We start from the raw sequence: 15,568 nt of genomic DNA on the forward strand, positions 1-15,568 counted from the left end.
ATTCACCGTTAAAAAAGTGGAAACATGTTTGTGAAACGGCTGGAAACTTTGAGTGAAATTTACATTCATATAGACTTGCTAAGATTTTTTCTTCCCAATACTCTCTTCTTATTGGAAGGTCATTTATAATATGTTCTGGTCTTGCTGCTTTACCATCAAAATAGTTATCAAAATTTTCACCATTTGTTTGTTTTTTAAATGATATTTTTGATATATAGTTTTTGTTGATTGCTTCAAGTGTAGAAGTTTTAGAAGCAGAGTCTTTAACGAACTGAATAACTTTCAATAAATCAGTATAAGTAACTTCTTTTCTTTCTTTTGACCAAATTAAAATATGATGTAAAAGAGCAAATAAAAATGTTTCTTCAGAGCCTAAAGTAAGATTGAATTTTTCAAGAATCAATTTTTTTGATTTACTATACAATTCTTTTTCAGTAGTTTTTTCAAAAGATATCCTACTTAAAAAATCTCTGACATCAATGTTGAGATTAGTATCTAATTCATTAATTTTTTCAGCCCAATGTTCTAAAGTATCTTTATCAATTTTTTTATTTTCAAGTTTCTTCAAATAGCCATTGGAAATATTCGAGTTATGTACCAATTTAAAATTTGATGTTTTATCTGATTTGTACAACTCTACAAAATTCTTTAGTATATTGGTTTTAGTAAAAAAGCTAGCATCAATATCTTTTGAAGAAGTTTTTAATTGTACATATTCATTTTTGTGAATAATATCTAAGTCTTCTAATCTTTCTAAGCCAATTTTTTTACTTAAATCTTGTTCATTTAATTCTTGTAAAATAGAATAACATGAATATAAAAATTGAAACTCAAACCCACGAATTGCAATTGAACCACCAAAACGGTTATCAAATAAATTAGATTTTTCTTCTTTTTGCATTATTATGTCTTAATGTTAAATTTCAAAGAATGAGAGTACGAGGGCTTTTACCCAGCCTATTTGATTAGTTAAATTCTATCTAAAAATCCGTCTATAAAGCTTTACATGTAAAGATAAAAAACAGTTTTCACCTTATGCTTTGCTTTCCTAGTTATCTACACAATTTTACTAAATTGTTAAGCGAAGAACAGAATTAAGTTTCCTTTCAAGGATATGATGATTAGAAGAAATTTTTGGGGCAATAAAGACACGCAATAAGCAGTCGAAAAACAGAAAATGTCTCCTTCTTATAGAGATTTAGAAATAGTCAATAAACTTAAAAGATACAAAAGACTGTTAATGAGATTAGGATATGGTTTGAAAGGTGCTTCATTTTCTGAGGGTACACATCGTGGTACATTTGAGAAGATGACTTGAAGAATGGTGGAGCATAGCGGGATCGAACCGCTGACCTCGACGCTGCCAGCGTCGCGCTCTCCCAGCTGAGCTAATGCCCCACATAAAGTGGAAATGAGATTCTAACCAAGCGTAGCTTAAGAAAAGCTCTAAGCGGCGATCTTTTTTGTTTTTTCTGCTTTGATGCTCTCATACGCTTCATGAATCTGTTGAAATTTCGTTGTGGATGCTTTTACCGTTGTTGCGTCTTCATGAGTGATGGTGTCGGGGTGAAACATTTTGGCGAGGGTGAGGTATTTTTTGCGAATGGAGGCTAGGCTCTCAGTCTTTTTAGCGTTGAGCAAGCCATAAGGATCGCTTTGTACCTCCATGCAAGGGCGGATCAACCTTTTTTTGACAAGCCGAATGGGTTTTTGGGAAGCGTGTAGGAGCTTTTCGAGGAACGAAGGATTGTGGGTTTGGGAACTAAGGGCACAGGCGTAGTATAAAGAGGTGAGGAATGCTTGACGTTTTTCACTGTTTTGGGGTGTAACGAAGTTAATCAGGGTCTCATTGACCCAAAAGGATCGACCGAGTATATGCGTCAAAATATGACTTACATGTAAATAGTGTGAAGAGTTCTCTGCAACGTGAATGGTAATGCTGTCTGATTTGAGATGCAGTTTCATGATTCCTCCTTTGCTTAAAGAATCTAAGCAAAACTAATTCCTTATTTAGTGCCCTTTCTTCGCCAGTATTAACACTTTTTTAATATTCTTTAAGTTATATTTTCGGGTAAAGCGAATATGACCGTAATGTGACCGTATCATATTTATGGTAGGATGTATTTGAAATATTAACAAGGAGATGATGTGAGTAAACGAGTCATTTTAGTGGATGATTCCAAAACGATTCTTGCAACGGCACAGATGGCGCTTGAAGAGATGGTTAACCGAGGAATTATTCAGCTTGCTACGTATCTCAATCCTGCTGAATTACGCGATGCCCTTTTGAAGGGAAGCGAAGATTATGATCTTTTAATCAGTGACATCAATATGGCGCAAATGAGTGGACTGGATCTTGCGTCTGAATTAAAAGCCCATGATAAATTTAAAAATCGCCCCATTTTAATTTTAACAACAGAAAGTTCTCCTGAGATGAAAGCTCGCGGTAAGGCTATCGGCGTAACAGGCTGGATGGTCAAACCTTTTAGCGATGACAAATTGGTCAAAGCGATTAGCATGGTATTGGGACTATAGCAATGGAGCAAAAAAAACACAACGATAGAACGAGCAATCGTTTCTTGACGTTTTACTTAGAAGAGGAGGTCTATGGTGTGCACATCTCGGATGTGAAAGAGATCATCGCGATGATGAAAACCACTCCTGTGCCTAAAACCCCCAAGTTTATTCAAGGGGTGATGAATTTAAGAGGCAATATTATCCCCGTGGTGGATATGCGCCTTAAATTCGATATGCCTTCTATCCCTGCGCACATGTATACCGCGATTGTTATCATCAAACTTGGGGAAAAACAGATTGGTTTTATTGTTGACAAGGTGGAAGAGGTTATCAATGTGGAAGAGGAACATTTAAGTATTCCCCCCGAATTTGGCGGTCACATCGATACCAGATTTATCAAAAATATGGCGCAATACAAACAAAAAGTGGTCATGATCTTGGACCTACTCGCTTTGTTTGGTGAAGAGGAACTCACTATGGTGCAAAATTTAAGTAAAACAGCCAGCGAAGCGTAAAGGAGAAGTGTCATGAAAAATGCAACATTAGGATATAGGATTTCACTAGGATTTGGGGTTTTAATCGCCATCGTATTGATTATTGGGCTAACAGGTATTCTCTCAATGCGCAGCGCTTCTTCGGATGCGACACGTCTTTCAGCGGTGTATGTGCCAGAAGTCACATTGGCAAGTCATGTGATGCAAAATTTTAGCAATGCACGCTATAACACTTTGAGTTTTATCTCCATTGATGATGAAGTGGCTTTAAGCAAAGCAAAAACCAATTTTGCAGATCTTCAAGCCGACCTTCTTAAAGTTGAAGAGCTTGGCAAAAAATACAATCTTAAAATATTATTGGAACATCAAAAAGCAGCGGCGAAAGCATTGGCTGAGTATGTCACCACAGTAGAGCAAAATGAGAAAATTTTAGCCAAGAAAAAATCGTTCGATGAAGCAACCGTTTCCAATGCCGCACTGCTTCTTAAAAGCGTTGAGTTGTACCGCCAGACACAAGAAGAGCATCTTTTTAAAGAGATGAATGATCGTATTTCACCTCTTGAATTAAAACAACGTTATGAAAAACTTGCAAAAATGGATGAAATTTTAAGCGTTGGCACCTACTCTAGGGTGTATGGACAACGTGCTCAGGTGAAGAGAGATCCATCGCTGCTTGAAAGTGCTATTAAAAAATTTGATCTCATGTACCAAGAAGTGAATGCTCTTAAATTGCAAACAACGGACAGTGCCGCTTTAGGGCATCTAAATGCCATTGAGTCTGCTGCTAAAGTCTATGAAGAGTCTTTAAAAGGCTTTGTTACGGTTATGCAAGAGACGAATGAAGTGCAAAAGAGACGTTTACAAGTTGTCGGTGAGCTTTCCTTCGCGATTGATGCTATTACGGAAGAGGGTTTTAGCTCCATTATCACGATAGCAGAAGAGACCAGTAGTTCACTTTCAACCGCTTCTTTTGCGATGATTGTGGGTGTGATTGTAGGGTTAATCATTAGTATTATTCTTGCGTTCTTCTTGATTCGAAGCATTGTGAAAGTGGTCGTTGACTCTGTGAAATCGCTCTCTGAGGGAACCGCGCAAGTGGTGAGTGCCAGCGAGCAAATTAGCTCCGCTTCGGTCTCTTTGGCAGAAGGGGCTAGTTCGCAAGCGAGCAGTGTGGAAGAGGTGAGTGCGACCATCGAGGAAGCCACCGCCAGCAACAATCAAAATGCAGACAACAGTCGTGAAGCCAATCTGTTAGCGCAACACTCCAATGATGCCGCACGCATCGGCAATCAGCAAGTGGGTGACCTGATGGCTGCGATGGAGAAGATCACTGATTCGTCTCAAAAAATTGCCAAAATCATTAAAACAATCGATGAAATCGCCTTCCAAACCAACCTTTTAGCGCTCAATGCAGCCGTTGAAGCAGCGCGTGCGGGTGAGCATGGTCTTGGCTTTGCTGTGGTTGCAGAAGAGGTTAAAAACCTTGCAGAACGCAGTGCGGGAGCGGCGAAAGAGATTACAGGCATTATCGAAGCGAGCATCGATCAAGTGAAGATGGGAACGGAAGTGGCAAATCGCACGAAAGAGTCATTTACCGAGATATTAACGAGCATTAAAAAAACTTCTGATTTGATTGGTGAGATCGCCATTTCTGCTAAAGAGCAAGCCGAAGGGATGAATCAAATCGCAACAGCGATGGGCTCAGTCGATCAGATCACCCAACAAAATGCTTCCGCTTCTGAAGAGACCGCAGCAGCAGCAGAAGAGCTCAATGCCCAAGCGCTTTCGATGCTCGAGAGTGTGGCGGAGATCGCAGCGCTGGCAGGGTATGATATGGGGAAAGAGGCTTCCAAAGCGGCGTCTTTGAAACGTGTTTCAACTTCAAGCCTCAGTATGCCTCCAAAGCGTTTAGCGATGGCGCCTAAACGAGCAAAGCCAACCTTTAATGCTGCCGCAAAACGCAGTAATGAAGAGGTTTTCCCTTTGGATGAGGATGATTTAAAAGAGTTTTAGTGTTCCCTTTACATGTAAAGCGTCGTGTAAAAGATCTGTGACAAAGGTGTTCAATGTATATAGATGGCGATGTGCTAGAACTGGATATTGAGATGGATTTAGAAGAGGTGAAAACGCTTCAAGAGTTCATCAAAGATCGTTTGGGGTATATTGAAGAGATTGTCTTATTGCGTTCTCGCGATGGGGTACCTTCGACTTCGGCACTTTTTGCGTTGCTTTTTTGGATCAAACAGACCAAACCTTCTCTTAAGATCGATTTTATCGACTCAATGCGTCTTGACCTTGAGTCGTACGGTATGATGAATTGGATAACGCATGAGTAGAGAAAAACTAAGACAAATTTTCATCGAAGAGGCAAACGAGATCATCGAAAAGATGGATGTCGATATTATCAATTATGAAGAATCTCCGAATGATAAAGCACTGCTCAATGAGATTTTTAGAGGTGTGCATACCCTCAAAGGCAGTGCCAATGCCTTTAATTTTGCGCGACTTGGGGAGTTTGTTCACCATTTTGAAGATGTCCTTGACTACTTTAGAACCAGTGATATAACGCCAAGCAGTGTCGATGTGGATCTTTTTTTAGAGAGTGTCAATGTCATCAAAGAGACGCTGCTGTGCGAAGTGGATGAGAGTGCACAATTGCCTGTGGAGTACACGCCATGCCTCGCAAAGATTCAGCAAATTCTTTTACATGTAAACGACATCAAAGCCCCTGAAGAGAGCTCGAGTAATGACCTTTCACTGGAGTTTGGCAACGATACTTTTTTTCAAGTACCCAGCGCAGACAGTGAAGATTTTTTAGCAGAACTGCGCCCCAATGAAACCCTTTTTAAGATCATTTTGCGCTTTGATGAAGATATTTACCTGCGTGGATTTGACCATTTTTTATACTTCAAAAACCTTTTACATGTAGGCAGAATTTTAGCCTCATTTTGGCGAGTGCCTGAGTACAATTCTGAAGAGCTTTTGGATGTTGAACGCAACGTCATTAAAGAGGTGACGCTCTATCTAGCAAGTGAAAAAGATGCTGAGAGTATTGCGGATATTTTTGCTTTTTTAGAAGAGAATGAGTACGTCGTTGAGGAAATTCACGCCAAAGTCGTTGCCTCCCAGAGTGTTGAAACAGCCAAAAGTGTGGTTGTGCCTGAAGAGAAAGAGGAGATCAAACGAAGTACGGTTGTTGCTAAAAACTTTCTCAAGATCGATGCTCTGAAACTGGACGAACTCTTTGATTCGATTGGCGAGCTTGTGATTGCCCAAAATTATCTGGGTGAAAATACCAAAATTAAAGCGATTGCCGATGCTGAGGTGACCAAAACGATTGAAAACCTCTCCAAGATCACGCGCCTCATTCAAAACCGTGTGATGAGCTTGCGGATGATCCCGATTCGTGATACCTTTGATAAGATGAAACGTGTGGTGCGAGACTCTTCTAAAAAGGTCAATAAACCGATTCATCTCATGCTGGAGGGCGAAGAGACCGAAATCGATAAAACGATGGTGGAAGCGCTTTCGGACCCTTTGGTGCACATCATTCGCAATGCCATTGATCATGGGATTGAAAGCCGTGCTGAAGAGCGCCTCAAAGTGGGTAAAAGCGAAGAAGGTATGGTGAATCTGCGAGCGTATCACCGTGGTGGTAATATCATCATTGAAGTCAAAGACGATGGACGGGGCATTAATAAAGCCAAAGTCTACGCTAAAGCACTCGAGCGTGGGCTTGTTCAAAAAGATGAAGAGCTCAGCGATGCGCAGATTTATGGGCTTATCATGCAACCAGGGTTTTCGACCGCCGATGTGATCAGCGACATTTCGGGGCGTGGTGTTGGACTTGATGTGGTTAAAACAGCCATTGAAGCGGTGCGCGGTAAGATCGATATTAACTCCGAAGAGGGAAAAGGAACGACGTTTTCCATTGTTTTACCTCTCACACTTGCGATTATTGATGGCATGATTGTCCGCTCGAATGAGAAGATTTTTATCATCCCAACGCTCTGCATCACCGAGTCCTTTAGACCCAAAGAGGCAAGTGTTCACAGTGCAGGAGGCAAAGAGGAGTTTGTACAATTACGCTCCGAACTTTTACCCGTCGTGCGCCTTTCTCGTGTGCTCGAATTAGATGATGCCTTGCCAAATCCTTGGGAATGTACGCTGGTTTGCATTGAAAATGCCAGAGGTAAGTTTGCCCTTTTGGTGGATGAATTGGTGGGCAGACAGCAAGTGGTCATTAAAACATTGGGTGGATTTTTGGCCAAAACAGAGGGAGTCAGTGGAGGCGCTGTGATGGGCAATGGCGAAATAGCGCTCATCTTAAACGTTGAAGAGTTGTACTGATGGTTGAACGGCTCGTTTTAAAGCATAAAGAGTTTACGCTTTTTCAAGCATACATTTATCAACACATCGGTATTAGTTTGGGCGATCATAAGATTTATCTGGTGCAAGCAAGGCTTGCAAAAAGGGTCAAGCAATTAGGGCTTGAGAGCTTTGGGGCGTATTATGACTATTTAGTCGCCGATAAAAAAGGAGGCGAGCTAGAATACCTCTCTTCGCTGATTTCAACCAATGTGACCTCCTTTTTCAGAGAAGCCAAACAGTGGGAGTTTTTAAAAAAAGAACTGCCTGCCATTTTAGAGCGCTCAGGTGGCAAACTTCGCATCTGGTCTGCGGCGTGCTCAAGTGGCGAAGAGCCTTACAGTATTGCGATGTTTCTTATGGAACATCTTCCCAATTATACGCAGTATGATATAAAGATCCTTGCAACCGATGTTTCAGCGAAAGTGTTAAAAATAGCGATGAATGGGCTTTACAGCCAAAAAGCAATTTTTTCGTTAAACGAGCGCTATGTACGCAAATACTTTAGCGAAGAGATGGTTGAAGGGGAAGTGTGTTACCGCATTCGTGATGTGGTGAAACAGCGGATTTTATTTCGAGAATTTAACCTTGTTACAGGAGATTATTCGCTTTTTGATGCGAAAGTTCTGAACATTATTTTTTGCCGTAACGTGATGATCTATTTTAACAAACCAACCCAAAGTGCCCTCGTAGATCGATTTTATACGATTTTGCCAAAAAATGGGTATCTGTTTATAGGAAGTTCCGAAGCGCTGACCGATATGAAAAAAGATTTTAGATCTAAGAGTGCTTCAATTTATCAAAAGGCTTAATATGAGTATGCAACGAAATTTCGAGGATGTGAGCGATACGGTTTTACTTGAAGAGGTCAAGCGACGATTCGATCAAAAAAACAGTACGCTCGAAGAGATGGAATTTTTAACGAAAAAGCTTTACGTGCTCAATGAAAAACTCAAAGAGCATGACTCCATCAAAGGGGAGTTTCTCTCTCTAATCAAAAATGTCTTCAATAATCCTTTAAGCTCACTGCTCAATCTCTCTTCGATGATGCGCAAAAATGAGGATTCGCCTAAGACACAGACGATGAAACTGCTTTTGGATATGGAGCTTCGTAAGCTTGATTTTCAGCTCAACAACATTTTCACTGCCGCGGAGATTGAAGCAGGAGAGATCGCCAATTATTGGAGTGAAATCGATTTGCGTTTGATTATCGAAGAGGTCAAAGAGTCGTTTGCGTATTTGATTGAAGAGAAAGAGCTTCACTTTAGCTCAGACATTGAGCTGGATCGTTTGATCGTCAGCGATGCCAAAAAGCTGCACACCATTTTTGCCAACCTCATTTCCAATGCGTGCGAATACTCGTTTGCGACACACAATGTCAGGATAAGTGCGCGGATAGAAGAGGATCAACTGCTGATCAGCATCGCCAATACGGGAGATGTTATTATCAAAGATCCTAATAAAGAGCTCTTTAGTCGGTTTAAAAAAGTAGGTGTGCATGAGAACAAAGCTAGGACATCGATCGATGGGCTGGGTCTGGGGCTTAGCATCGTCAATGCACTGGTGGAATCTTTGGATGGAGAGATCACGTACAGCTCAAATGAGAATTTAACCCAGTTTAATCTTCGCCTTAAACTTCAAGACACCTCCAAGGCTGAGGCGCTGATGAGTGAGAGTGCGAATGAATTTATGTTTGACGATACGCAAGAGATGAAAGAGTTTTGATGTTACCGCGTAAATTTATCCATGTTGGAGAAATTTTTGTGGGCATCAAACCTACCGAGATTGTCACCGTGCTGGGCTCTTGTGTGAGTGTCTGCGTGTACGATAAGGTCGAGCTCATTGGTGGGATGAATCACTACTTGTTACCACTGTGGAATGGCAATGGGCTAGAGAGCCCCAAATACGGTAATGTCGCGATTCCAAAATTGATTGAAAATATGGAAAATATAGGTTGTCTACGGCGCAACATGGAGGCAAAGATCTTTGGAGGAGCGAATATTCACCGTGCTAATTCAGAAGGACAACTCATCGGACAGAAGAATGTTCTGATTGCCAAAGAGATCTTAAGGCAATGCAGCATTCCCCTAAGAGCCGAAGATACGGGTGGCAATAATGGCAGACGCATTATGATGATCAGCGATGCGAACCGCATTATCTTAAAATACGTGCAAAACGAGATCATGGAATGATTCGTGTCTTAATTGTGGATGATAGCGCCACAGCCCGCCACACTTTACGAGAGATCCTAGAGAGTGATGCTAGATTACAGGTGGTAGGATTGGCTGCGGATGCTTACATTGCGCGCGATATGATAGTGGAGTTCAAGCCTGACGTGATTTGTTTGGATGTAGAGATGCCACGCATGGATGGTGTGACGTTTTTGCAAAAGCTGATGTTGCACTATCCAACCCCTGTCGTCATGGTCTCTTCCCTGACGCGCAACAGTGCCAATACGACCTTGGATGCCCTTGAAGCGGGAGCGATCGATTATGTGACAAAACCCCATTCGCATATTTACGATGGTAAAGAGGAAATTAAAGAGGAGTTGATTCAAAAAGTGGTCAATGCTTCGCATGCACGCGTGCAAAAGAAGATCCCCACGATGAAAACGAATCCTCATCATGTGAGCTTGTCGGAGACCACACATAAGGTGATTGCCATCGGAGCCAGTACGGGTGGAACAGAGGCGCTTAAAGTCGTTCTTGGATCGCTTCCTTCTACTATGCCTGCGATTTTAGTGGTACAGCATATGCCGCAGAGCTTTTTGGAATCGTTTGCGATGCGGCTCAATCAACTCTGTGTCCTCGATGTAAAAATTGCCCGTCATGGGGAGTTTTTGCAAACCGGAACGGCATACATCGCCCAAGGTGGAAAACACATGGTACTCAGGCGCTCGGGAGCGAGTTATTTTATTGAAATTGGACTAGGATCGAAGGTCAGTGGGCATTGCCCCAGTGTGGATGTGTTGTTTAACTCTGTTTCCAAGGTGGCAGGAAGTAACGCGATTGGCGTCATTTTGACGGGTATGGGAAGTGATGGTGCACGAGGGCTGTTGCACATGCACGAAGCAGGGGCTAAAACCATCGCGCAAGATGAAGAGAGCTGCGTGGTGTACGGGATGCCCAAAGAGGCGGTTAAGTTTGGTGGTGTGGATGAGAGTTTGCCTCTTGATGAAATTGCACATGCGATGATTAAACTGTTGTCGTAAGGAGAAAAAATGGCTACGCATCCGTTGTATCAACCTCGTCTGATTTCAGCACTATTGATCGGAGAAATTGCATACGATGCAGTGTTTGTCAATGGCGCCAAGAAGCTGTGTGACTCTTTACATGTAAACATCTCTCCATGCGAAATTGACACGATGTTGGAAGAAAAAAAGATCGATCTGATCTTTGGATCACTCTCTTCGCGTAATGAACATCTCTATCTTCCTGTCTTAAAACGTGTGAGAGAACGCAATAAGCGTGTGAAAATAATTCTTTTTTTACAAACCGATCAGCTAAGTAAGATGGATGAGATTTTAGCGCTCCACTGTGAGCGGTATTTGAGTATGAAACATGAAAGTGAGGCGGTGATGGAGCATTTTAAAGAGTGTATTCAAACATTTTTAGATGACAGCTATCTTGCAGAGCGTCACTATTTTCAAACATTGATTGATTTTTCGATTGTTTCCCAAACCGATTTGGAGGGGAATATCACCTATATGAACGATAATTTTTTGAAAGTTACAGGGTATGAACGTGACGAGTTAATGGGGCAAAATCATCGCATCCTCAAACATCCGCAAACGGCACCTGAGGTCTTTAGCGATATGTGGAAAACGATCACCCAAGGCGAAGTCTGGCGTGGGCAACTCATCAATCGCAACAAAGATGGCAGTGACTTTTGGGCGGAAACGATTATTATTCCCTACAAAAAGCAGGCGAGTGGGAAAATTCTTCAGTATCTTGCCATTCGCCATGACATTACCAACTTCTTACAACAAGAACGTGTTGCCAATGAGATCAGTCGTAAGGTACAAGAACAAGCACAGCTTGCCGAAGCCAAAGATGCTTTCTTGGTGCTCTTTACGCATGAGCTCAAAACACCACTCAATGCCATTTTGAACTTTTCACAATACCTCTATAAACACATGCCTCATATTGATGAGGTGCCCCAAGCCAAGCGTGTTTACCTTTTGGAGCAGATTTATAAAAGTGCCTCTTCGATGCTGGAAAATGTCACCAATATCTTAGATCTTGGAAAACTGCGCCATCAGAAATTGCACTACAATTTGACGCTTTTTAACGTCAAAGAGGCTATTTTAGATGTGCTTGAAAAGCATGCTGCTTTGGCGATTGAGCATAAACGCATGCTCTTTTTTCAAAGTGATGAAAGCGGTCCTTTTATCACAAGCGATGAGTACCGATTTAAGCAAATTCTCTCAAACATTCTCTCCAATGCGATCAAATATGGCAATTCGATTGTTGAAGTTTTTTTGTCATCCGATAGTGAACGCATCGAGATTGTGGTACAAGACGATGGCAAAGGGATTAAAGATAAAGAAGAGGTGTTTGAACTCTACACCCAAAGTGCGTCAGGAACGGGGAGTATCGAGAAAAAAGGGACGGGCATTGGGCTTCATTTTGTGAAGCTTTTATGCGAAGGGCTGAAGTTGGAGTATAAAATCGAAGATTCTCCACTGTTGGGGGGCGCAAAATTTAGTTTAACCAAGCGATTAAAGGAGCAAAAAAATGTATAACGTATTGATTGTTGACGATAATGATAACAACAGGCTCACACTCAATCTTTTGCTTGAAGAGGTAGATGGCATCGAAATCTTTGAGGCAGAAGATGGGCAGGTTGCCGTCGAAATGTGTGTTAAAAACCATTTTGACCTAATTTTTATGGACATTATGATGCCCAATCTGGATGGTTTTGAGGCGACACAATTCATTAAACAAGTCAATAAAAAAAGTATGATCATCGCCCTTAGTGCCCTCGATGATGATACCTCCAAAAACAGAATGCTCTCTTTGGGAGCGGAGGATTACCTCACCAAACCGCTGAATGCGGAGCATTTTTTACAACGAATCAGACAGTATTTACGCATTATTGCCCTGCGCAATAAACAGATTCATAAATTCTCAAGTGCGCTGAATCCTTTTAATGCGCATGTTTTTCACCGAAACATTACTTTTCGCATTGATGACGAAGAGGCATTGGCGCAGTTTTGGGACTATTGGCTCAATGGTGAGAAAAGTATCATCAACCTGAGTGACTGTGTCCGCCTTATTTACGGCTTTGGTTTATGGCTGTTAAAACATGAATATGCGTGCAGTATTGTCGTGGAAGAGAGCGAAGAAAAACTCTACATGATGCTTTTACATGTAAAGCCACTGAGTGGCAATATCATCAAAAATATTTTGCTCAAACATTTTGCCAATGCCAAGTATATTCTCTCCAATGACATGCTCACGTTTCAGCTGGATAAAGAGATCACGCGTGAAAGTTCTGCTGGTAGTGTCGCGATGAGTGATGAGACCAAGAAAATCCTCTCCAAAACGCACGATAACGTGCAGAGTGCAGTGGATTATATTAACGCTACGGCGATCTCCTTCCTTTCCAAAATTGATGGCTTAGAGATCATTAATGACGATACGGACAAAGCCATTTTGGCATTTGAAAAAGAGCCCAATAAGCGCAATTTATCGGTTATTTATGAGAATTTCCAAGAGTATGCCGATATTTTAGCGGAATTGATGGAGTTTGAACACTTAGGTTTTGCGGTGCGAACATTGATTGATTTTCTAGGAACGCTTACCGAAGAGCAATTTGATACCGACAAATCCAAACGTCTTTCAGCGATGCTGCTCAATCTTCTGCATGACCTTGCTTCGTGGAGAGAAAATGTGTTTATCACCCAAGTGGCACGCGATATTCACTATCTTGATTCATCCCTTTTAAGTTCGTGTATTCAAATCGAAGCTATCTTTGATGAGAAGAGCCTCGACCCGAGTCATGATGATGATATAGAGTTCTTTTGATGTTAACATTGGGTTTTCCTCGGTGGAAAGTCCGCGCACCCTTAGTGCTTTGAGCGTTTGTAAAATCAGGTTTGTTTATGCCCCAAAGTACAGGGCATAAACAAAGTCTCATTTATTTGATTGGTGATGGATTTTGTAGGTATTTCGACCTTCTGCTTTGGCAACATAAAGGGCAAGGTCGGCATTTTTGATGAGCTGATTAAAATCAACACCATGATTGGGGAAGAGGCTAATACCAATACTGGTCGTTACATGTAAATCAAAGTTTCGAATGCGAATGGGTTGTGTGATGGCTTGAATCAGCTTGGTGGCAATGTGATTGAGATTTTTTTCTTCTTCAATATCATCGACTAAAATAATAAACTCATCCCCTCCAAAACGTGCAACGGTATCGCTTTTCCTTGTTGCCAGCAGCAGTGATTTTGCCACATGAATCAAAATCATATCGCCCACATCGTGTCCAAGGGTGTCGTTAATCTCTTTGAAATTATCCAGATCTAAAAAGAGCACACCAAATTTCTTACCGCTGCTTTGATTGTTTTCGATCAAAAGTTGCATGCGTTGTGTGAGCAGTGTTCGGTTGGCTAAGGAGGTGAGATGATCATAATGTGCTTGTTTGTAGATGATCTCTTTTTGTTTCATCAGTTTGTTTTTAGCCGTTTCGAGTTTTCGAATCGTCGCATTCGCAATCCTGTTTGCGTTGGCAAGCTCTTCGCTCTCTTTATTGCATTTGGCTTTCTCTTCCATCAAACTGGTTTGATCGTAAATAAGCACGGTCACCTGTTTTTCCTCAACGCAGTAAGGAATAATCGTAATGTCTTGCTGCATAAACTCAAAAATGGACTTGGTTGTGGTCGAATTTTTCATCGGAAAAAGGTAGTGATTTGCATCTGCCGTAAAAAAAGAGGGGCCTTTGAGCGTGAGTGCTGCTTTGATGTGGCGCTTCAAAGATTTGAGGCGTTCAGGGGAGAACTCAAACAGATCCAGAATATTTTTTCCGATGACCTGTTCCGCATCGATGTCGTTGTGCACGGTAAACCATTTGTTGGCGTAGTAGATCTTAAGATCAGCATCCATTGTTACGATGCCCACATTGATAGAATCAATAATTTTTTCGCAGTTGATCATGGTTATATCTTATCAATGGTATGTTTGAGATGATCGAGCATTTCGTTGTTCAGAAGAATAAACATATGCCCCAAGATATTCTCTTTTTCGATGTCAAGGGCGGTTTTGATGACAATGACATTGTCATAACCTTCGATTTTGTCGTATTTGTCCATCTCAGAAATTTCGCGTTTTTCGATGGAAGGGACTTTAAAAATGGTCTCGCCATGAATAATTTCACAAAATTTTCCAATACACGCGGAAGTGATAATGTTGGTCAGTTCTAAAATAGACGATTTAATATCCCCTTCATCGCTCATCTCTTGTTTGAGCAAAAGGTCACAAAACGCACGAGCAGAGTAGCTATTAAAGACAAACAGGACTTCGCCGTTAAATGAGCCTAAAAAGCGTTGCTTTGTCAGGTAAAATTCGTATCCTTCTTCCAGAACTTCGATGATTTTATCGTCTAAATTATGGATGGCAATGTTGGAAATATCAGGAATGTGTAGTTTGGCATGGTTGTCGAGCATATCGCCAATTAAAGAGGCGGAGAGTCCAAAAGAGACGTTAATCAACTCTTTTAAAATATCTTCTTGTTGCGGGTTAAAATAGGGCGTTGTCATTTAAAATACCAACTTTAAGAGGGTTGTACGAAATTCTTGTTCATCAACAGGTTTTGAGATCAGCGCCGAAGCACCAAGGCTTAAAACTTTTTCTTTCGTGCTTTTTTGACGATCCGCTGAGATCATCACCACCAGTGCATCTTTGTTGATGGCGCGGATAGCTTCCAGCGCTTCAAACCCATCGATAATAGGCATCGTAATATCTAAAAAAACAACATCAGGGCGGTGTTGGTCGTAAAGGACAATCGCCTCTTCGCCATTGCATCCTTCGATGATTTCCGCACTTTCAAGGATTTTTTTTGGAATCATTTCGATCAGCCATCGCCGTGATATTTTTGAATCATCCACGACTAAAAAAATCATTTTATTTGATAAGCCCATCTCATAATCCTCATAGTGTAATTCTATAGCCCAATATGGTACAAAAAAT

16 protein-coding genes and 1 tRNA gene are annotated in these 15,568 nt (G+C 41.3%); 11 read left to right on the forward strand and 6 right to left on the reverse strand.

All coding sequences use genetic code 11. From position 1 onward, the window contains the following. From JU57_RS10355 to JU57_RS10365, 3 genes are all read right to left on the reverse strand, one after another. Positions 1 to 901: dsDNA nuclease domain-containing protein (locus tag JU57_RS10355; RefSeq protein WP_037960630.1), on the reverse strand; the 901-nt coding region annotated here is incomplete at its 3' end. 421 nt (positions 902 to 1,322) lie between these two features. Then, positions 1,323 to 1,398, reverse strand: a tRNA-Ala gene (locus tag JU57_RS10360). Positions 1,399 to 1,446: 48 nt separating this feature from the next. After that, entirely contained in the window at positions 1,447 to 1,965 is a 519-nt protein-coding gene (locus tag JU57_RS10365) for a J domain-containing protein (RefSeq protein ID WP_037960635.1), read from the reverse strand. 183 nt (positions 1,966 to 2,148) lie between these two features. Here JU57_RS10365 and JU57_RS10370 point away from each other — a divergent pair, with 183 nt between their 5' ends. Genes JU57_RS10370 through JU57_RS10420 form a run of 11 tightly spaced genes read left to right on the forward strand, consistent with a single transcriptional unit; the run spans position 2,149 to position 13,408 of the window. Then, positions 2,149 to 2,535, forward strand: a complete 387-nt coding sequence (locus JU57_RS10370) for a response regulator (RefSeq protein WP_037960638.1) — start codon at positions 2,149 to 2,151, stop codon at positions 2,533 to 2,535. A gap of 2 nt (positions 2,536 to 2,537) precedes the next feature. After that, on the forward strand, positions 2,538 to 3,032 hold the full coding sequence (locus JU57_RS10375; protein ID WP_037960641.1) for a chemotaxis protein CheW: 495 nt from the start codon (positions 2,538 to 2,540) through the stop codon (positions 3,030 to 3,032). Between the two features lie 12 nt (positions 3,033 to 3,044). Beyond that, positions 3,045 to 5,024 (forward strand): methyl-accepting chemotaxis protein, encoded by a 1,980-nt coding sequence (locus JU57_RS10380; protein ID WP_037960646.1) that lies wholly within the window; start codon positions 3,045 to 3,047, stop codon positions 5,022 to 5,024. Positions 5,025 to 5,077: 53 nt separating this feature from the next. After that, positions 5,078 to 5,347 (forward strand): hypothetical protein, encoded by a 270-nt coding sequence (locus JU57_RS10385; RefSeq protein WP_037960649.1) that lies wholly within the window; start codon positions 5,078 to 5,080, stop codon positions 5,345 to 5,347. Continuing rightward, on the forward strand, positions 5,340 to 7,361 hold the full coding sequence (locus JU57_RS10390; RefSeq protein ID WP_037960652.1) for a chemotaxis protein CheA: 2,022 nt from the start codon (positions 5,340 to 5,342) through the stop codon (positions 7,359 to 7,361). Before JU57_RS10385 ends, JU57_RS10390 begins: the two co-directional genes overlap by 8 nt. Beyond that, complete coding sequence (locus JU57_RS10395) at positions 7,361 to 8,191, forward strand: protein-glutamate O-methyltransferase CheR (RefSeq protein WP_037960655.1); 831 nt, start codon at positions 7,361 to 7,363, stop codon at positions 8,189 to 8,191. Before JU57_RS10390 ends, JU57_RS10395 begins: the two co-directional genes overlap by 1 nt. 7 nt (positions 8,192 to 8,198) lie before the next feature. Next, positions 8,199 to 9,104, forward strand: a complete 906-nt coding sequence (locus JU57_RS10400) for a HAMP domain-containing sensor histidine kinase (protein ID WP_037960841.1) — start codon at positions 8,199 to 8,201, stop codon at positions 9,102 to 9,104. Continuing rightward, positions 9,104 to 9,571, forward strand: coding sequence for a chemotaxis protein CheD (locus JU57_RS10405; RefSeq protein WP_037960657.1), 468 nt, complete (start codon positions 9,104 to 9,106; stop codon positions 9,569 to 9,571). The genes JU57_RS10400 and JU57_RS10405 overlap by 1 nt, the downstream gene beginning before the upstream one ends. After that, the gene (locus tag JU57_RS10410) at positions 9,568 to 10,590 is read left to right on the forward strand and encodes a chemotaxis response regulator protein-glutamate methylesterase (protein ID WP_037960665.1); all 1,023 of its coding nucleotides are present in this window, start codon (positions 9,568 to 9,570) and stop codon (positions 10,588 to 10,590) included. Before JU57_RS10405 ends, JU57_RS10410 begins: the two co-directional genes overlap by 4 nt. Positions 10,591 to 10,599: 9 nt before the next feature. Beyond that, a complete protein-coding gene (locus JU57_RS10415) occupies positions 10,600 to 12,123 on the forward strand; it encodes a PAS domain-containing sensor histidine kinase (protein ID WP_051906815.1) in 1,524 nt (507 codons plus the stop codon). Further along, positions 12,116 to 13,408: a response regulator gene (locus tag JU57_RS10420; RefSeq protein WP_037960666.1), complete on the forward strand. Its 1,293-nt coding sequence runs from the start codon at positions 12,116 to 12,118 to the stop codon at positions 13,406 to 13,408. Before JU57_RS10415 ends, JU57_RS10420 begins: the two co-directional genes overlap by 8 nt. A gap of 108 nt (positions 13,409 to 13,516) precedes the next feature. Here JU57_RS10420 and JU57_RS10425 read toward each other — a convergent pair whose 3' ends face one another. The 3 genes from JU57_RS10425 to JU57_RS10435 are packed head-to-tail and all read right to left on the reverse strand — an operon-like array spanning position 13,517 to position 15,519. After that, positions 13,517 to 14,536 (reverse strand): diguanylate cyclase, encoded by a 1,020-nt coding sequence (locus JU57_RS10425; protein WP_037960668.1) that lies wholly within the window; start codon positions 14,534 to 14,536, stop codon positions 13,517 to 13,519. A 2-nt stretch (positions 14,537 to 14,538) separates the two neighbouring features. After that, a complete protein-coding gene (locus tag JU57_RS10430) occupies positions 14,539 to 15,138 on the reverse strand; it encodes a chemotaxis protein CheC (RefSeq protein ID WP_037960670.1) in 600 nt (199 codons plus the stop codon). Further along, complete coding sequence (locus JU57_RS10435; RefSeq protein ID WP_037960672.1) at positions 15,139 to 15,519, reverse strand: response regulator; 381 nt, start codon at positions 15,517 to 15,519, stop codon at positions 15,139 to 15,141. It abuts the gene before it with no gap. Positions 15,520 to 15,568: the final 49 nt, after the last annotated feature.

The sequence above is a fragment of the Sulfurospirillum sp. SCADC genome (assembly GCF_000743525.1).
Taxonomy (GTDB): domain Bacteria; phylum Campylobacterota; class Campylobacteria; order Campylobacterales; family Sulfurospirillaceae; genus Sulfurospirillum.